The following is a 19,168-nucleotide window of genomic DNA, read 5'->3' as shown; positions in this document are numbered from 1 at the left end:
ATGCTTTCTATTATGAGTTGATTTTAATTTTGATAGAAAAGCATTAGTGCTTGGGGCTTACCGTATCTTGTTTATTAAGTCTTTCTTATTCTCCTTCCTTTTGTGCTTTTGTTATGTCTCGGTTGCCAAAGACATATTTGAGCGTGGAGAACTTTATTTTGAAGGGGTTGGCGATAGAGAGTCCATTCCGCTCGGAATTGTGACAGCTTTGATTCAGGACCAGGATGGGTTTATCTGGATTGGTAGTCAGAATGGATTGATAAAGTATGACGGTTATCGCTATACACACTATGAACATAGCCGTACAGAAAATTCTATTGGAGGGAACTACGTACGCAGCCTCTGGCAAGCACCTGATGGAAGTATATGGATAGGTACCCGCTCTGATGGTGTATCTATCTTTCATCTCGATAGTAGAGAGTTTTCTCATCTAAAACACATGCCAGATAACAGTGTGATTGATCATGATGTTAGAGCAATCAGTGGGGATGAAGATGGTAACGTATTTATTGGTACTAACCGAGGGCTCATCCATGTTAACTACAAAACGGATATTGTCACGTCTTTGGTTGATATAAAGGGATGTGAAAGTGTTCTTAAAGCTAAAAGAATTCGTTCTTTGTTAGTCGATAAAGATCGGAACTTGTGGGTTGGAGCTTCTCTTGGTTTATGTCGTGTCAGTCTTGACTCTTTACTGAGTGGCAGTTCTGCTAAGGGCTATGAATATACTCACTACCTTGAAGAGACCATTCTGCAATTGTATGAGGATGCTCTGCGCAGCTTATGGGTTGGCAGCTCTAAGACGGGATTATCCGTTATTGATCCAATAGAAAAGAAAGTAACGGTGCTACCCGAAGCTTTTGCTGTAAAAAATAATAAACTGCCACTGATCAGTGCCATTACCCAACCATCTGAGTCAGAGATCTGGGTCGCCACTTTTGGAGATGGTATCCATGTCTTTAATGCCGAAAGTAAAGACGCTATAAGACGAATAGAGCATGATCCCGCTGTTAAGAGCAGTGTGAGTCTCAATAACATTGGCGCTATGCTGGTTGATCGCTCAGGATTGGTATGGGTTGGAACTTGGGGTGGTGGACTTGATAAAATCAACTTGTCTAATGGCGCTCTGCGAACATTACGCTACAGCCCTCTGAAAAAAAGCATAACGCATACCGATATCAATGCTTTTTTAGAAATGGAGGATGGTTCCTTATGGGTTGGAACCTGGGGGAATGGTATCGACATCTTCGATCCCGAAGGCAATATGATAGGGGGGCACAGAGCTGACACGTCACTCCCGAACAAACTGCAAGATAATTTTATTAATTCAATGTCGTTACTCTCCAATGGCAGAGTTTGGATAGCTACTCGTAGCGGGCTCTATGAATTTTATTCTGAATTGAATACCTTCAAAATGTATAGTCAAAACGAAGGACTTATTAATGACGAAGTACACACTCTGTACCCTGACAGTTCTGGTAATCTATGGCTTGGCACTCGTTCAGGATTAAGTTTTCTAGATACAAAGAACAATCAGTTTCACCATGTTAACCAGATAGAAGGCTCTGACGTTAAAATGGAGCACTCTGTGTCTTCAATTGTTGAGACTCAAGCTGGCTTTTGGATTGGCACTCAAAATGGTTTGTTTTTCTTAGCGGATCATTCAAAAAAGTTAGTGTCTGTAAATGCTGTTTATGAGCGGTCATTAGGATTGAGTGATAATGCGATCAAAGGCATGATGGTGGATCATGCTGATAAGCTTTGGGTGTCAACAGAAATGGGGCTTGACCGTCTCATTTCATGGGATGGTAGCATTGCAAAATTTGAGTCCATCAATGATAAGGTTCAATTGCCGAGTAAGTTTTTTGGTGGCAATCTTATTGAAGATGACATCGGAAGGATCTGGACATTTGACTATATGATCGATCCATCAAGTTGGAACTCCTACAAACTGGATAAATCTGTTGGCTGGGATGTCGGAACTATTTGGTCGGGCTCCTACTATAAAATGAAAAGCGGACTCATTTTGCAAGGCGGGAGTCATGGTGTATTGATGCTTAAGCCAAAGTTATGGAAAGAGTGGGACTATCAACCAAAGTTGGCTTTAAGCCATTTTTCTATCGATAACATTGACATGTCAACCTACCAGTCAAACAACATTATATTGCAACCCAAAGTAAAAAGCTTCTCGATAGAGTTTACGTCTCAAGATTATTCGTATCCTAAAAGGAACCGTTATGCTTATAAACTTAAAGGTTATGATGATGCCTGGATAGAAACAAGCTCCAATAACCGGAGGGTGTCTTATACTAATCTGCCTCCAGGAGAGTATGTCTTGCTAATAAAGGGCAGCAATCGTATAGGACAATGGAGTATTCATGAGTTAGAGATACCTATAACACAAATGCCTATGTGGTATGAGACTCTTACTTTTCGAGGTCTTTTTTCATTAGTTGTTGTCTTTTCCATACTCTGGGTATTTAGAAGACGAGTTAAGATTTTGCAAATGCAGAAAGAAGAGTTGGACGTTCTTGTTAAAAGTAGGACAGAGAATATTGAGTTATTAGGTACCATAGGACAAGAGATTACTGCCTCGAGAGATATTGAAGATATATTCCACAGGGTATATTTAAATGTCAGTCAGCTCATGGATACGCATGTGTTTTTAGTTGGCTTGATAAATAAAGAGCGACAACGAATCGATATTAAGTTTTATATTGAAAACGGAATGGTTAGCAATGAGTTCTTTTATGAATTAAATGATACCAACCGACCAGCGGTCTGGTGTGTAAGTCAGAGAAAGGAGTTGCTCATCAATATGTCTGATGAGCTTTATCAGTATGTTGATGTTATTCAGGCCCCTGTGGCTGGAGGTATGTCGGAATCTGTGGTCTACATGCCCCTGATGATGAAAAATGAAGTGTTAGGATGTTTGAGTGTTCAAAGTTTGGAAAAGAATAAATACGATAGCCATGATGTAAGAATTCTGAAAACTATATCGGCTTATGCTTCGATTGCGGTTGATCACGCCATGGCCCATGATTCGTTAAAAAAGGCTTCTCTTATCGATTTTTTAACACAGTTGCCTAATCGTCGTGCCTTTACTGATAAAGCGGAGTTTTTGCTTAAAGGTTTTGCTCGACAGCCTAATCCTATGTCATTTGCTATTGCCGATATTGATCATTTTAAAGCGGTTAACGATACTTATGGACATGATTGTGGTGATCTGGTGTTGAAAAAAGTCGCCGAGACATTTAAGGAGCGATTAAGAGAGCAGGATGTCGTTGCTCGATGGGGAGGTGAGGAGTTTGTCTTTATGTTTCCTAATACTGATGTCCATGGGGCAACAGTGTTGTTGGAGTCATTAAGACAAGAGCTTGAAAAAGTAGAAGTTCATTATGGGGAGGCTGCTCTAAAAGTTTCTGCCACCTTTGGGGTTGGCCAAGTTCAAGACAACACAGAGCTGGAAGCTATCATTGATAAGATCGATGCAGCCTTATATCAGGGAAAACAAACGGGAAGAAATAAAGTAGTTAGTGAATAACTATCCCTTATAGCCCTAAACCAAGGAGAGTAAAGCAGAACATACAACAGTCACCGTAATCTTACCTATTAGTGTGTTATCAGCTTCCTGACTCAACCTGTTTTGGTGTTTCTCTGTTAAATGCCATTTTTTCGCCATAATTCACCACCTCTTGGACATTTTGTTTATCAGCATTAATGATATTTTCCCAAAGTAGATGTGGGTATGAAGTGAACGATACCTTTTGAAACCAATGGCTTAGCTTTCCCGGTGGCAAGTTAAACACTAAACCTGTAAGAGTCATTGGCTTTTTACCTATTTTAGTTGGCGGAGCAGAGGTTCATGCTTTATATAAAGAAAAGTTTTGTAGTTTGTGTAGCGTTGGCATTTGTAGTTTTAGCTGGAGGCTACTCTCGTAAAGCGCTGGCAGAAAGTCAGAAAACAATTCCCTCTTTGGTAAACCAACTTATTCCCAAACTAATGAATAAACATAATGTCCCTGGCATGGCGGTAGCCTTGACCCATAATGACGAAGACTATTTCTTCGAGTTTGGCGTTCAAGATGAGGAGAGTGGTACTGCCGTTACCGAGAATACTCTATTTGAAATAGGTTCTGTATCCAAGTTGTTTACGGTGACTTTGGCGGCTAAATCGGAAGTCCGGGGGAGGCTCTCATTAGATAATCCAATTAGCACATACCTGAGTGAGTTGAAGGGCACGCCACTAGGTGAGGTACCTGCATTTCATTTGGCTACTCACACCGCTGGGGGATTTCCACTTCAGCTCCCTGATGATGTGAACTCAAAAACTGCCCTGAATGAGTATTATCGAAGCTGGCGACCAAAGCATCTCAAAGGAAGCCAAAGAAAATACGCTAACCCAAGCATTGGCCTACTTGGAGTACTCACTGCTAATGCAAATAAAGCTGAGTTTACGCAGTTGATGGAAAAAGAGTTGCTTTCTCCCGTCGGGTTGAAGAATACATATATTAGTGTACCTGAGATCGCTCTGTCGAATTACGCGTGGGGTAAAGATCGCAGTGGAAAAAAGGTAAGAGTTAATCCATCGGTGTTATCTAATGAAGCTTATGGCATAAAAATAACGAGCAGAGATCTTTTACGATTTCTTAAAAGGAATCTCGCTAACGCCAACGGCTCTGATCTAACAAATAAAGCATTTCGAAGAACACACACGGGCCTATTTGACACAGGTCTATTTCATCAGGCTTTAGTTTGGGAAAAGTATCAATTTCCAATTGATACCTGCAAGTTAAAAGAGGGGAATTCATACAAGATGTTTTTTAACAATGTACCTGTGGAAGCGCTAAGTTCTGACGGACAAGGCTATGAATACTATGCGTTGAGTAAGACTGGATCTACCAATGGCTTCGGTGCATACGTACTTGTCATTCCGCATGAAAACTTTGCAGTTCTTCTATTGGCCAATAAAAACTATCCGATAGGTGAACGTATTAAAACAGCCCATAGATTGATGGCAGAAGCCTTACAACAGAGAGTCGAGTATTGTGATTAGATTTCACTGATTTTCCGGTGAGCTGGCTGAGCATCAATTGTGATGTCCTTCATCCAGTATTTTAAACAGCACCTATATTGTCGACAGAAGATCTGATTTTAAACTCGATAGTGCGTGCTCACCTTTGGTAATAAAGCCTTGAACGAAGTCATAACTTTGTGCTTTGTCGATATCTTGCTTTGATGCTGATGATGTGTACATTACGACAGCGCAGGAGTCATAGTTATGTTCTTCCCTTATCTTTTCAAAAGCAGATAAAAAGTTGAATCCATTAACGACTGGCATATTAATATCTAAGAAAATCAATTCGGGTGGAAATTCACCTGCATTATGATGCTTATCAGGATTACTAAAATAGTCAATGGCATCTGCTCCATTATCAAGCTCTATGATATTTATATTTTCAAAAGCACTTCTGAGGTGTTGAGAAAGAATAAATCGATCAGATGGGTCATCGTCAACAATAAGAGCTGTCGCTTTTTTCATAAACCTGCCTTGATAATGAAAGCTTTCATGCGAGATAGATTACGCTACGTATTGTATAGCACATTCTGAAGTGGTTGGCCGGGTTTTTATTGAGTTGGCATATAAAGAAAGGACTATGGGGTAAGCGAACAATAAGTATCCCAAGGTATAGTGCAATTGGTTATAAAAATAGGTTTTTATTAACCTAAGCGCTGGAAACCATTGGTTGATAACTTTTATGCTGCTGAGTTATTGGGTTTTTTATTTAAAATAACTCGACGTCACTTGACGAAACATTGGCCTGTTCTTTTTTTCTATCAGGGCGGCAGTCGCTATCCCAAATGGCATCGTTAAACTTAAAGCGGTCAAGTGAACTTCTCAAATATGAAGATAAAGATATCAGGTCGTTAGGTGTGAGTTCTTCCATCTGTATGCTATCGACAATCTCTCCATTTAGAGTCGTCATTTGATTAATATCTGCTTCGGATTGATGGAGCATGTCTTTTTTTGCCTGTGACTGATCCATAATATTGCTGGATAATGTGTTTATCTTTTTGACTGACTCAGAAATGTCGCGGATTTTGGCTTCTGTCATTTTGGATGACTCGAGTGTCTCATGAGATACTTTCATGTTATTCCTCATGATTTTTCCAATCTGCTTAGTACTGTCTTGTATTTTTGCAACCATATCTCTGACTTCATTCGCTGACTTTGCCGTTTTGTTAGCGAGACTTCTGACTTCGTCGGCCACTACCGAAAAGCCGCGGCCACTTTCTCCTGCTCTCGCTGCTTCAATGGCTGCATTCAGGGCGAGTAGGTTGGTTTGCTCCGATATCGTATTGATAAAGTCAATCACATCGTTAATATGCTTACTATCATTGCCAAGGGCATAGACCAGTTGTTCGGTATCAATCATTTGTTCGCTTAATAGGTCGACATTTTTTAAATTTTTTTGAGAAACCGCTCGTATGTTTTCTGATGAATCGTTGGCAGAAGAAATGTGAGAAAATATTTGATTTAAATTGATGTGCAAGGAGTCTGATTCTGAACGTATTCCTTCAAACATTTGGGTTAAGCTTCCACTCATTTGATTTTGGATAGAGCTATATTGGTTGATGGCGGAATAAACATTAGTCAACTCTAAAGACATTGGATGGAGCCGGGCCGAAGAAGCATATAGCTTTGTTAGCAAGTCATCGACTTTTTGCAGTCTTTCGTTAAACAGAGAAAAAAATTCACTGAGGTGGGTGGATTTGTTCGGATCAAACCGAAAGCTAAAGTCTATTTTTTCTCGGTTTTTCATTCGTGAGGTAAAAGCGGCCAGCTGCTGATGATCGCTGCTCAAGTTTTTACGGATGTGAAGTATGCCGACAGTGCTCGCCAGTATGGTTAAACCGAGTAAATACATACTGGTGGTGACAGACAGCTCGAATGCCCAGTAACCAAACATGATCCCTGCCAATAATATCAGCGCAATAGGGGCTATGAGCTTTATATTAGGTAATATCGGCATTGTGGGTGTGTGCTTTGAGTTTGCCAACTCATCATGCGTCTCCACAACATGCCTCCTGTCGTTTAAAGGTGATTAATGACGTCTATTTGCTAACTAAAGTGGTACAAGGAGTCTTTATCTCAATAAATATAGTACAGAAGTCAGAAGTTTAAGCAGAAGCATCCAAAGGACGGCTTATTTTATAAATATCTCATATCAGGTTTATTTGTCTGCAGGAACAGGGAGCTGGGATGCAGAGTAAAGGTCGGTCTCTACTGGAATTAAGTTGGCATCTTTTGCCATAAAAGTGGCGCGATCGGAGTTCTGATGGCGCGTTTTGATGGGCTAACATGCATCTTAACTTAACGACAGGAGAAGATTATCATGACACCAACAAATACCGCTCTTATCACAGGTGCATCCAGTGGCATTGGTAAAGAACTTGCCCGTATTCATGCTCAGAAAGGTGGTGACCTGGTTTTAGTAGCAAGATCTCAAGATAGATTATTGGCGTTAAAACAGGAACTGGAAACTGATTACTCCATACAGGCTTTTGTTATTGCAGAAGACCTCTCAACACCAGGAGCTGCAAAACGTATCTTTGATCAGTGCGAAGCTCAAGCTCTTCGGATTGACGTATTAATTAACAACGCCGGATTTGGTGGTCATGGTTTATTTGGGGAGCGTAAGTTGGAAGACGAGCAAGCCATGATGCAAGTTAATATGGCTGCACTTACGGAGTTGTCTCATTATTTTGTGCAAGGTATGAAGACGCGCAAACAGGGTAAAATTTTAAATGTCTCTTCAACAGCTTCATTTATGCCTGGTCCACTGCAGGCGGTATACTACGCTACCAAAGCGTATGTTACCTCTTTTTCGCAAGCACTAGCACAAGAGTTAGAGAGCGATAAGGTTACTGTTACTGCACTATGCCCCGGTGCTGTTCATACCGGATTTGTTGAAGCAGGAGGTCTGGATGGTGTTGATATCTGGAAAAAAGCTAAGAGTGCTCAGTCGGTGGCAGAGTGTGGTTATCGAGCGATGGAAAAGGGGGAGTTGGTTGCATTTAATGAAGCGGGATTAAAATTCCAGCTAAATTGGATTATTCCTCTTTTGCCTCGTAAACTGGTGTTAAAGATTTCCCGTCAGTTTATGGAAAAGTCGTAAATTTGTGAGTGGATTATGACGAAAATGAAACGAGCGAGTAAATTTCAGATGGCTCCTGGATGGTTGTTGCTATTGACTGATATGGGAGTTGATATACAACGAGTGCTGACTTATGCAGCACTGCCCTCTGATTTGTTTCAACGTAAGCAAGTGCTACTCAGACCTGATGAATATTTTTCGTTATGGAAGGGAGTGGAGCAGGCTTTACCGGACCAGGAAGTGCCTTTGCTGTTAGCTAAACATTTAACGGTTGAGGCCTTTGATGCTCCTATTTTTGCTGCTATTTGCAGTCCTAATATGAAAACTGCGGTTAAACGTTTGCAACAATATAAGCCGTTAATTGGTCCGATGGAATTGCAGATTGAAGAAACCAGTCAATCCACTCGGTTAACTATTTCTTGCTATGGATACACTGGGACGTTGCCTAAGTGTTTGGGCCTTAGTGAGCTGGTATTTTTTACTCAGTTGATGCGCTTAGCGACAAGAAGCAGGATTTTACCGCTATCTGTGCAAGCTACTCAATTACCTGATGAGCTCTCTCTTTATACTGAGTACTTTGGTTGTGAGGTGGCATCGGGAGCCGATGTTTGTATTGAGTTTGGCCAAGAAGACATGGAACAACCTTTTTTAACTTCTAACGCTGCCATGTGGGATTTTTTTGCGCAGCAGTTACGACAAAAATTAGCGGATGTTGAGATCAATGCTTCTATCAGCGAGCGTGTTCATGCAGTATTGTTGGAAGCGCTACCCAGTGGTGAGAGCTCTATTGAATATGTTGCAGGTAAGCTGGCTGTCAGTAAGCGAACCTTACAGCGCAAGCTTTCTGGAGAAGCGGAAACGTTTCAAAGCATCTTACAAGGCGTTCGTCAGCAACTGGCGGATCATTACTTAAAAAAGTCTCAACTTTCTTTAGGTGAGATTTCATTTTTATTAGGCTTTCAGGAACAGAACTCTTTTGTTAGAGCTTATACCTCATGGCATGGTGTTTCTCCTGGCAGTTTGCGAGAACATTACCATTAATGTATAAAAATAAATTGTTATACCCATTGGCAGGATAAATCATGCATAAAGATAAAGTATTGGAAGGTGGTTGTCTTTGCGGAGCCATTCGTTATCGAGTTTATGGAGAACCTTTTGCCGCTGAGTATTGCCATTGTCGTATGTGCCAGAAGGTAGCGGGTGCGCCTGTGTCTAGCTGGATGGACTTTAAGGTAGAGCAGGTTCAGTGGTTTAAGGGAAGTGTCTTTGAATATTCTTCGTCAGAGCATGTTCGTCGTGGCTTTTGTCGTGACTGCGGAGCAACCTTAAGCTTTCGGGATTCCCGTCATCCTGATTATTTTACCTTAGCTATCCCATCACTGGATGAGCCGGAACAAGTTCAGCCCACTTACCATATCTATACCGAAAGCGAGATCTCATGGCATCGTATTGCGGATGATTTAAAACGTTTTCCACAGAGCCGACAGTCATAAGCTCATTGAATGTTTTTGATATGTGCAACCAACGTGCTTTTTTTGTTACTAAATCAGTAATGAAAAATGAATAAGGTTCTGATTGGAGGAAAGTCGCAGATGAATGCAAAAATGCAAGTAACACGATGGTTGTATGATTTGAGTCAGCAGTTTGGTCGTGAGTTCAAATTAGATGAACAGGGTAAATGTTTTATTACGACTCAGTGTGGTCTTGAGTTGGTCATCAGCGCTTCAAAATGGGAGCAATGTTTTTTCTTAACCGCTAATTTGCTAAAGAATATCTCGAATAGTCAGGACGGCATCTTTCAGCATGCGTTGTCGCTTAACTTGTATCGTCAAGATCCTAATGGCTTTGAAATTGTCTTCGATCAAATAGAGAAAGAGTTACAGGTTTCATATTCTGGCGATGTTCAAAAACTGGACTTTATTGAGTTTCGTCATGCGTTGATCAAATTTATTGATAGCTCTGAAGCGGTTCGCAATAAAATCGAAACGTCTTTGCAGGGAACTCATCAAGCTGGATGCAATAGCACAAACTACCAAATGGCGGTTTAAGAGTTTTTGGAGGTTTTAGGTAAAAATTGGAGCGGGAAACGAGACTCGAACTCGCGACCCCAACCTTGGCAAGGTTGTGCTCTACCAACTGAGCTATTCCCGCGTCATGATGCAAAGTGCGAATGCCTCTTTGCTTTGTCACTTGCTGATATTAAGAAATTGGAGCGGGAAACGAGACTCGAACTCGCGACCCCAACCTTGGCAAGGTTGTGCTCTACCAACTGAGCTATTCCCGCATCTTGTAACAAAGACAAGCGCCTTTGTAATCTCTTAACTACCCTTAGCAACGTCTGTTTTAGACTGGTATTGCCGCAAGTGGGCGCGAATTTTAAAACGATAACGCCACTTTGGCAAGCCTTTTTTCTTATAGACCTATATTGGTCAAAACCTGGCCAAACAATGCCCGTCTATGACAGGCTTTTGAGGATGGACTGATAGCTTTCAAATCGGCTTAGCTCAACACTGTGTTCACTCACTGCTTTTTGAATCGCACAACCAGGCTCGTTGAGATGCTGGCAGTTTCTGAATTTGCACTGGTTTTGAATCGGGTAGAGTTCTTTGAATCCTCTTAACAGATCGTCGGCTGGTAAATGCCAAAGTCCAAATTCTCGCGTTCCTGGAGAGTCAATAATGTGGCCTCCCCCTGACAGAAAATAGAGCTTGGATGCGGTGGTCGTGTGAGTTCCCAGGCGTGAATTCTCTGATACAGCACCAGTGAGGGCTGCTACATCAGGTAAAAGCTCATTGATAAGAGATGACTTACCCACCCCTGATTGTCCTACCAGAATGCTGTCTTTTGATGCCAAAGACGCTTGTATCGCTTCAATCCCCTGATGTTGTTTACAACTGCTTTCATACACGGGGTAGTCGAGAGCACGATAAATATCGAGATGGGCTTGCATCTGCTGGTAGGCGTCTGGAGAGTAAAGATCGACCTTATTCAGAATGATACTGGTGTCAATGCCCGCCAGTTCACAAGCGACCAAATATCTATCCAGCATGACACTGGAAAAGTCAGGTAAAGGAGCAATGACAATATAGATATGATCGATATTTGCAACGATGGTTTTTAGCCCTGAGTGTGCTGTGGGGCGAGTGAGTTCACTGCGTCTTTCTTCGACGGCTTCGACAATACCGTGTTGCTGTTTGTCGAGACGGAACATAACAATGTCGCCACTAACAAGGCTACCGAGATTCTGGCGTAAATAGCACCGAAATACCTGTTGGTCGGAGTCAGCGACATCCGCTTGTTCGCCAAAACGGCTGATCACAATGCCTTGTTGCAATGGGCCCAGATTGTCGGTGTCGATATCTGGTGCTACGCGTTTTCCACGAGCCAGCTTTTTTTGCTGGCTCTGCTGTACTCGACGTTTTTGTTGATGAGAGAGTTTCTGACGTTTAGCCACAATGAACCATTAGTTGTTTTCTGGCTCAACCAGCTTAGGACCAAAATCACCTGCATCTAGCAGCGCATTAACTTTTGCCGCAGTGATAAAGTCATTAATGCTTAAGCTATTGCCGATGTCATGGGTGGTAAACTTAACCAGGCAGCGGCCATAGTTAACTTCCATATCGGGGTGGTGCGCTTCTTTGTTAGCAATCCAGGCTATTGCGTTAACAAAATTCATTGTGTGATAGTAGTTCTTAAAAAGAAATTCGCGGCTTATTTCGTTGCCAGCTTCATTCATTACCCAACCTGCAAGTTGTTGCATATATTCTTGTGCAGTGGCTTCTGGAACGGGGGCTTTGCCTTCGTCGTTGTAGCGGCACTTTTGATCAACCAAAGCGGTCATGATTCTGTTTTCCTTATTTAGGCTGCTAGACTGTTATGATAGTGTGAGGATCATAACGGAAAATGCTTTGAAACCAAAACGGTGAATTGAATGATAGACGAACAGAACTTAATTTGGGTTGATCTGGAGATGACAGGTCTGGAGCCAGATCACGATAAAATCATCGAAATTGCCACCATAGTCACCGACAAAGAGCTGAACATTTTGGCCGAGGGGCCTGTGATTGCCATCCACCAACCTGACTCAGTGTTAGATGCAATGGATGAGTGGAATACTTCTCACCACGGAAAATCTGGACTCACACAAAGAGTCAAAGACAGCTCCTACAGCGCAGCCGATGCCGAGCAGCAGACCATTGAGTTTTTACAACAGTGGATACCGGCAAAAAAATCGCCCATGTGCGGTAACAGTGTGTGTCAGGACCGGCGCTTTATGGTGCGTGGTATGCCTCAACTGGAAGCTTATTTTCACTATCGTCATATTGATGTGAGTACGATTAAAGAGCTGGCCAACCGCTGGCAACCTGACATTGCTAAAGGATTTACTAAGAAAGGGGCGCACCTGGCTCTGGATGATATCCGCGAATCCATTGAAGAACTGCGTTATTATCGGGAGCATGTGTTCAAAATATAAGTAGTCATTGCTGCTATGGCCGATAACCAAAGTGTTTACAACATTGAGCAGATCCGCAAGTTAGAAAAACTCTACGCGCGTTTTCATGATGGCAGTACTTATGCGTTGATGGAGCGGGCGGGTAAAGCGGCATTCGATTTATTACGTCGACGCTGGCCTCTGGCGCAACGATTATTGGTAATATGCGGTAAAGGCAATAATGGCGGCGACGGCTTTATTGTCGCACGTTTAGCTCAGCAGGCAGGCCTGAATGTTCAGGTTGTGATGTTAAAGCCGGAGTTTTTGCCCAAAGGTGATGCTGGAAGAGCTTTTGAGCTGCTAAAGCAAACATCCGTAGAAGTCGTGAGCTGGTCAGAGGCCCTTCTTGAAGGCCACGACTTGATTATTGATGCGATGCTAGGGATTGGCATTCAAAGCGATGTTCGCGAACCTTATACTCAAGTGATTCACGCCCTCAATCAGTGTGCCTTACCTGTTTTAGCTCTTGATATTCCCAGTGGCCTGGATGCCGATACTGGAATGATTTGTGGTGTGTGTATTGAAGCTTCAGTGACACTCACCTTTATTGGGCAAAAGCGTGGCTTGTTAACTGGCCAGGCAGCCGATGTGTGCGGGGATATTGAACTCGACGAGCTGGAGTGCGGGCAGGGCGTTTTTTCGCTGGTATCGACTAAAGTGTCCCACTATCGTTATGAACAAGGCATACGCTGGTTAAAGCCGAGACCTCCCGTGTGCCATAAAGGGATGTTTGGCCATGTTCTTATTGTGGGGGGAGCTCCGGGAATGGCAGGGGCTGCTCGTATGGCGGCAGAAGCGGCTGGGCGCACAGGGGCGGGGTTAGTCAGCGTCTTGACCCATCAGAGCCATGCTGCGCTAGTGTCAGTGCAACGGCCCGAAATTATGAGCCATGGCGTCGGCGAAGATATCGACATTAGCAGGCTGGTTCCCTTGTTAAAAAAAGCTTCCGTGATAGCGATGGGTCCTGGCTTAGGGCTGGATTCATGGGGACGACAGCTGGCTGCTGCGGTGGACGAATTTGTTGTTTCCAATAAAGTGCCCTGTGTATATGATGCTGACGCCTTAACATGGTTGTCTGAAAATCCAGCCTCAGAAAATCCAGTCAATCAGCCGCTACGAGTTATCACACCTCATCCGGGAGAAGCGGCTCGGTTGCTGGAGTGTGCCAATGCCGATATTCAGCGAGATCGTTTCTCTGCCGTCGAACGGCTCAACGAAGTCTATGGTGGTGTTTGTGTGTTAAAAGGAGCTGGCTCTCTAATTGCGTCGAATGGTAAAACATCCGTGGCTACCTATGGTAATCCCGGTATGGCCAGTGGAGGAATGGGAGATGTACTGACTGGGATCATTGCTGGACTTATGGCACAAGGTATCCCGGCTTATGATGCGAGTCAGCTGGGTGTGGCTATTCATGGACTTGCCGCCGACGATGCATGTGAACAAAAAACTGAGAAAGCACACCACCGGGGCTTGTTAGCGACCGACCTGATGCCTTATATTCGCACCCTGGTTAATCCCGCACCTTAGAGATACATCGATCTATGCCAAATACTATGTTAGGAAGCCAATCTTTTTTCCTTGCTGATGCCGAAGCCACCGAAAAACTCGGAGGACTCTGTGCTTCTGTATTATCAGAAGCTGGGGTGATCTACCTGCTGGGAGAGCTGGGAGCGGGCAAAACAACTCTAGTGCGAGGGTTACTACGATCATTAGGCTTTGAAGGCAGTACTAAAAGTCCGACCTATACTTTAGTAGAGCCTTATCTGGTTGGTGGACGTCATATTTTTCATTTTGACCTGTATCGTCTGGCTGATCCTGAAGAGTTAGAGTACATTGGGGTTGATGAGTATTTTGGTGAACAGCAGGGGCTTTGTTTAATTGAGTGGCCCGATAAAGGCCAGGGGTGGCTCCCCGAGCCAGAGCTAATTATTCATTTGCAACCTAAGGGCGACGGCAGAGAAGCCACCTTGCAGTGCTTCGATGCGCAAGTTTGGTCAAAACTGGAACAGATGAGTTAACTTGTGCATAATCTCACACAGTAAACTCAGTCGTCACTCTTCTAAGCTGAGAGAGTTGGCAGGCACCTATTAATAAGCCAACTGATACACCCAAAAATGACCCGGATTGTTCAGATGATCTTAAGGTTGGTCAGAAAATAATAAAGTATCATTGAGCGAAAGCTGGAGTACGTTGTTTTATTATGAGCGTAATGAAGTCTCACGTTAAGAAATTCCTGTTAACAAGCTTGATGCTTGTATCGGCTATTTGCCATAGTGCCGAGATTAAGGGCATGCGTTTTTGGCAGTCACCGGACAGTGCGCGAGTGGTTGTCGATCTGTCTGATCCTGCAACCCATAATATTTTTTATTTGGATAATCCTGAACGTCTGGTGGTGGATGTAGAACAATCCAAGCTGGCTTTTAATCCGGCTGACTTAGCCATTCAATCAGCGTTTATTAAACGTGTTAGAACCAGTGAACAAAAAGGCAGCGTGCGTGTTGTTCTCGATCTTAAAAAGCAGGTAAAACACAAATCCTTTGCACTTAAACCTTATCAAAATTACGGCCACCGTCTGGTTATTGATCTCGAAGACAAAGTCGCTCCTGTTAGTAAACCCAAAAAAGAAAAGAAAGTTAATCAACCTAAAGGCCTTCGCGACATAGTGATTGCCGTGGATGCCGGGCATGGTGGTGAAGATCCCGGTGCTATTGGTGCTAAAGGCACCAAAGAAAAAGTCATTGCATTAAGAGTTGCTAAATATCTGGCGTCCTTGATTAACAAAGAGCCAGGTATGAAAGCCGTACTGGTTCGTTCGGGTGATTACTATTTGAGCCTGCGTAAGCGAACTCAGATTGCTCGTCGCAATCAGGCCGATTTTTTTGTTTCTATCCACGCCGATGCTTTTCACGATAAACGAGCAAGAGGGGCTTCGGTCTGGGTGGTATCACAAAAAGGAGCCAGTTCAGAAATTGGTCGTTGGTTGGAACAAGATGAGAAAAACTCTGAGCTATTGGGTGGTGTTGAAGATCTCAGTAATAAGGACAAGCTATTGCAGCAAGTTCTGCTGGATTTATCGACAACTCATACGCAGTCTGTGAGTTTATCTGCCGCCGACGAAGTGTATGGTTATCTGCGTAAAGCGGTTCCCAAAATGCATGGCAACAAAAGAGTCCAGAAAGCCAGTTTTGTTGTTTTAAAAAATCCAGACATTCCCGGTATCTTGGTCGAAATGGCGTTTATTTCTAATCCCAAGGAAGAAAAGCTCTTACGCACAAAATCTCATCGTCGCAAGATTGCAGAGTCGGTGTTCAAAGGATTGCGTGATTACTTTAAAACCTATCCACCTAGCGGCACTTTGTTTGCGAATAAACAAACGCGCAACTACACCATTCGAAAAGGTGATACTTTGTCAGAAATTGCTTCTCGATATGGCGTTTCAATGGCTCAGCTTAAAAAGGCTAATCAATTAAAGAACAGCCAATTGCGAGTTGGCCAAAAGCTTGTTATCCCCGGTTCTGGTAAATGAAACGAATTCTTCAATTAGATAATCAGCTGGCAAACCAAATTGCCGCTGGTGAAGTCGTTGAGCGTCCTGCATCGGTTGTAAAAGAACTGATCGAAAATAGTATTGATGCAGGTGCGACACGTATAGAAATTGATATTGAACGGGGTGGCGCCCGACTTATTCGTATTGTTGATGATGGCAGTGGTATTCACCCTGATGATCTTCCTTTGGCTCTTAGTCGCCATGCAACCAGCAAAATCCAGAGTTTTAGTGAGTTATGTCGTGTCGTGACGCTTGGATTTCGTGGCGAGGCTCTGGCCAGTATTGCGTCGGTTTCTCGGTTGTTGTTACGCAGTCGAATGCAAGGCAGTGAAGAAGGTTGGCAAGCGGTGGCTGAAGGTCGAGAGATGGCTGTTAAAGTCACACCGGCTGCAGCGGCTCCTGGCACTTGTGTTGAAGTGCGCGACCTGTTCTTTAATACACCTGCGCGGCGTAAATTTTTGCGTACCGAAAAAACAGAATTTGCACATATTGAAGAAACGGTAAAAAGAGAAGCGCTGGCAACGCCCGGCGTGGCATTTGTACTTAAGCATAATGGCAAAATTGTTAAGCGCTACAGTGCGGCGGCTAACATTGCAGAGATGCAGCAAAAAGTAGCGGCGGCTTGTGGACAAAACTTTTTAAAACAATCAGTTTTTTTTGAAGGGCAGCTGGAACAGTTGCGTATCAGTGGCTGGTTGGGGGCTCCTGATTTTCATCGTAGCGAATCCGATTGCCAAGTATTAATGGTTAATGGGCGTCCTGTTAAAGATCGGTTATTAGGGCATGCTATTCGCCAAAGTTATGCTGAGCTGATACCTCAAGGACGGTTTGCGGCTTATGTTATTTTTATTGAGCTAGACGCTGAAGATGTAGACGTTAACGTTCATCCCACTAAACATGAAGTTCGTTTTCAAAATCCTCGTCAAATTCATGATTTTTTAGTGAAGCTTGTTGCTGATTGTTTGCAGCAGCAAGCTCAATTAGAAGTCGTGCAACAGCCTGTTGTTAATCATCATGTGCAGGAACCTGCTGCGACGGATTTGTTTGCAACCTCCAAACCTGAAGTGCCAGCTTCAATGACCAACAATGTTGCGACTCCTGTGACTAAGGATGCGAGCATTCCTGCACAGCCTGAACCCTTTGTTCCTCAAAAGATCACCAGTGAGGCAGGGGCTGGCTCGAGTTATTCTGGGCCTCGTAACAAGCAAAGTGTCAAAGAGATTGAGCAAACCATTGATGCTTACTTTTCTTTAGGCAAAAGCTCTGAGTCTTATTATCGACCTACCCCTCAAGAACGCCACCATCAGGCAACACAAACGACAAATCTATCGACTCAGATACCGACGACAACGGGCTTATGGAAAGATCGCATCGCCATACTGACTCTGGAGTCTGAAATCTGGATGCTGGATGTATGGCAGGCTTGGCTGCACTGGCTGGCATTACGCTGGCAAGAGGCTGACTCTGTGGTTGCGAAGCCTTTACTTGTGCCTCAAGTTTTGGCGCTGACTCACACCGAACAATGGGAAAGTGGCGAACTCTTTGACGGCTTGGCTAAACTGGGATTTGATCTAACGCCTGCTGGGCCTGACAGTGTGATGGTACGTAAGTTACCAGATATCCATGAGGCTATTCCAACGTCGTTCTGGATGTCGTTGTTATCGGTGTTATTGCAACAATCCAAATTAAATAATTCTGTAGCGGCCTTAGTGCAACAATTAATACAGCTGCTCAAGGATGAGTTTAATGACACGCAACCCTGGTTAGCGCAATGGTATGCAACGGTAGATGAAACGACGCGAGAAACTTGGCGTTCTTTTGCCTGGCCTGTTAATTTTAATCTTATATTAGAGCAGATAAACCGTTACCATGAGTGAACTTCGTTTTCGTGATAAGCCTGTTATTTTTTTAATGGGGCCAACAGCGTCTGGCAAAACTGATTTAGCCATGCAGTTGGTGGAAGAATTAAACGGAGAAATTATCAGCGTCGACTCGGCCATGATTTACCGTGATATGGATATTGGCACAGCCAAACCCAGTGACGAAGAGCTTGCCAAAGCTCCTCATCATCTGATTGATATCTGTGATGCGGCAGAATCTTATTCGGCGGCGCAATTTCGTTGCGACGCTTTGGCCATGATCGAGCGTCTGTATGAAGATAATAAATGGCCCATTCTTGCGGGCGGTACCATGTTGTACTTTAAAACCCTGTTGCAGGGGATGGCAACTTTGCCAACTTCGCAGCCGGATATTCGCGCTCGCTTGGAGGCGATTATTCAATCTCAGGGGCCGCAAGAATTACACCGACAGTTGCAAGAGGTTGATCCAATAACGGCACAACGCTTGCACCCAAATGATCCACAACGATTATCGCGCGCACTCGAAGTTTATCTCATTAGTGGTAAGCCTTTGTCGCAATGGCATGCCGAGCAAGAGGAGCAACAGTTCCCTTTCGCCTTTAAACAGTTTGCTATTGCGCCACAAGAACGCAGCTTGTTGCATGAACGGATTGAACAACGATTTGAACTTATGCTGAAAGCTGGATTCGAAGATGAAGTGCGGGCGTTAATGCAGCGTGGCGACTTGGATGCTTCTATGCCATCAATTCGCTGCGTTGGGTATCGTCAGATGTGGTCATATTTAAATAACGAATATGACTTGGCAGAAGCGCGATATCGGGGTATTGTTGCGACGCGTCAGCTGGCCAAGCGCCAATTTACCTGGCTACGCAGCTGGGACGACGTGAGTTGGCTGGATTCTTTGGCAAAAGATAATCTGCGCCAAGTATTGAATTTAATAGAAAGTATCGCCATATAGCAGTTTCCAGCTAGCGTGCTACACTATTAATCAGCCGAAACATTTCGTACTGAAGGGGACTATTTTTTATAGTCAGTAAGCTTTATAACGAACCATTCAGCTGTGTTTTTGAGCGCTGTCGGTTTTTTGTACTGTTGGTTTTGGTGAGAATAT

General features: G+C 43.5%; 16 protein-coding genes and 2 tRNA genes. 12 read left to right on the top strand and 6 right to left on the bottom strand.

Annotated elements, in window-relative coordinates:
* Positions 1 to 67: 67 nt before the first annotated feature.
* A complete protein-coding gene (locus NH399_RS11245; RefSeq protein ID WP_253040327.1) occupies positions 68 to 3,544 on the top strand; it encodes a diguanylate cyclase in 3,477 nt (1,158 codons plus the stop codon).
* A 321-nt stretch (positions 3,545 to 3,865) separates the two neighbouring features.
* On the top strand, positions 3,866 to 5,056 hold the full coding sequence (ampC, locus tag NH399_RS11240) for a class C beta-lactamase (RefSeq protein ID WP_253040326.1): 1,191 nt from the start codon (positions 3,866 to 3,868) through the stop codon (positions 5,054 to 5,056).
* Positions 5,057 to 5,128: 72 nt separating this feature from the next.
* Here ampC and NH399_RS11235 read toward each other — a convergent pair whose 3' ends face one another.
* Positions 5,129 to 5,542, bottom strand: a complete 414-nt coding sequence (locus NH399_RS11235) for a response regulator (protein WP_253040325.1) — start codon at positions 5,540 to 5,542, stop codon at positions 5,129 to 5,131.
* A gap of 244 nt (positions 5,543 to 5,786) precedes the next feature.
* Entirely contained in the window at positions 5,787 to 7,079 is a 1,293-nt protein-coding gene (locus NH399_RS25930; protein ID WP_253040324.1) for a methyl-accepting chemotaxis protein, read from the bottom strand.
* Positions 7,080 to 7,397: 318 nt separating this feature from the next.
* On the opposite strand from NH399_RS25930, the gene NH399_RS11225 reads away from it, so the two are divergent.
* From NH399_RS11225 to NH399_RS11210, 4 genes are all read left to right on the top strand, one after another.
* On the top strand, positions 7,398 to 8,180 hold the full coding sequence (locus NH399_RS11225) for an SDR family oxidoreductase (RefSeq protein WP_253040323.1): 783 nt from the start codon (positions 7,398 to 7,400) through the stop codon (positions 8,178 to 8,180).
* A 15-nt stretch (positions 8,181 to 8,195) separates the two neighbouring features.
* Entirely contained in the window at positions 8,196 to 9,200 is a 1,005-nt protein-coding gene (locus NH399_RS11220) for an AraC family transcriptional regulator (protein ID WP_253040322.1), read from the top strand.
* A 41-nt stretch (positions 9,201 to 9,241) separates the two neighbouring features.
* Positions 9,242 to 9,652 (top strand): GFA family protein, encoded by a 411-nt coding sequence (locus NH399_RS11215; RefSeq protein ID WP_253040321.1) that lies wholly within the window; start codon positions 9,242 to 9,244, stop codon positions 9,650 to 9,652.
* 99 nt (positions 9,653 to 9,751) lie between these two features.
* Positions 9,752 to 10,207 carry a CesT family type III secretion system chaperone gene (locus NH399_RS11210; protein WP_253040320.1) on the top strand — a complete coding sequence of 152 codons (456 nt, stop codon included), beginning with the start codon at positions 9,752 to 9,754 and terminating at the stop codon, positions 10,205 to 10,207.
* A 27-nt stretch (positions 10,208 to 10,234) separates the two neighbouring features.
* Here the strand turns inward: NH399_RS11210 and NH399_RS11205 are convergent.
* The 4 genes from NH399_RS11205 to NH399_RS11190 all read right to left on the bottom strand — a co-directional run bounded on the left by NH399_RS11205 (position 10,235) and on the right by NH399_RS11190 (position 12,000).
* Positions 10,235 to 10,310: transfer RNA gene (locus NH399_RS11205), tRNA-Gly, on the bottom strand.
* A gap of 57 nt (positions 10,311 to 10,367) precedes the next feature.
* Positions 10,368 to 10,443, bottom strand: a tRNA-Gly gene (locus NH399_RS11200).
* A 171-nt stretch (positions 10,444 to 10,614) separates the two neighbouring features.
* On the bottom strand, positions 10,615 to 11,613 hold the full coding sequence (rsgA, locus tag NH399_RS11195; protein ID WP_253040319.1) for a small ribosomal subunit biogenesis GTPase RsgA: 999 nt from the start codon (positions 11,611 to 11,613) through the stop codon (positions 10,615 to 10,617).
* A 9-nt stretch (positions 11,614 to 11,622) separates the two neighbouring features.
* On the bottom strand, positions 11,623 to 12,000 hold the full coding sequence (locus tag NH399_RS11190; RefSeq protein ID WP_253040318.1) for a 4a-hydroxytetrahydrobiopterin dehydratase: 378 nt from the start codon (positions 11,998 to 12,000) through the stop codon (positions 11,623 to 11,625).
* Positions 12,001 to 12,090: 90 nt separating this feature from the next.
* Between NH399_RS11190 and orn the strand changes: the two genes are divergently transcribed.
* The 6 genes from orn to miaA all read left to right on the top strand — a co-directional run bounded on the left by orn (position 12,091) and on the right by miaA (position 19,015).
* The gene (gene orn, locus NH399_RS11185; protein ID WP_253040317.1) at positions 12,091 to 12,633 is read left to right on the top strand and encodes an oligoribonuclease; all 543 of its coding nucleotides are present in this window, start codon (positions 12,091 to 12,093) and stop codon (positions 12,631 to 12,633) included.
* Positions 12,634 to 12,648: 15 nt separating this feature from the next.
* A complete protein-coding gene (locus NH399_RS11180) occupies positions 12,649 to 14,178 on the top strand; it encodes an NAD(P)H-hydrate dehydratase (RefSeq protein ID WP_253040316.1) in 1,530 nt (509 codons plus the stop codon).
* 14 nt (positions 14,179 to 14,192) lie between these two features.
* Positions 14,193 to 14,669: a tRNA (adenosine(37)-N6)-threonylcarbamoyltransferase complex ATPase subunit type 1 TsaE gene (tsaE, locus tag NH399_RS11175; RefSeq protein WP_253040315.1), complete on the top strand. Its 477-nt coding sequence runs from the start codon at positions 14,193 to 14,195 to the stop codon at positions 14,667 to 14,669.
* A 182-nt stretch (positions 14,670 to 14,851) separates the two neighbouring features.
* A complete protein-coding gene (locus NH399_RS11170) occupies positions 14,852 to 16,177 on the top strand; it encodes an N-acetylmuramoyl-L-alanine amidase (protein WP_253040314.1) in 1,326 nt (441 codons plus the stop codon).
* Complete coding sequence (gene mutL, locus NH399_RS11165; RefSeq protein WP_253040313.1) at positions 16,174 to 18,075, top strand: DNA mismatch repair endonuclease MutL; 1,902 nt, start codon at positions 16,174 to 16,176, stop codon at positions 18,073 to 18,075. The genes NH399_RS11170 and mutL overlap by 4 nt, the downstream gene beginning before the upstream one ends.
* On the top strand, positions 18,068 to 19,015 hold the full coding sequence (gene miaA / locus NH399_RS11160; protein WP_253040312.1) for a tRNA (adenosine(37)-N6)-dimethylallyltransferase MiaA: 948 nt from the start codon (positions 18,068 to 18,070) through the stop codon (positions 19,013 to 19,015). Before mutL ends, miaA begins: the two co-directional genes overlap by 8 nt.
* Positions 19,016 to 19,168: the final 153 nt, after the last annotated feature.

This window comes from Pleionea sp. CnH1-48 (genome assembly GCF_024124665.1).
GTDB lineage: Bacteria > Pseudomonadota > Gammaproteobacteria > Enterobacterales > Kangiellaceae > JAMXSB01.
Note: the sequence above shows the minus strand (reverse complement) of the source record. Positions and strands in the feature narration are given on the sequence as shown.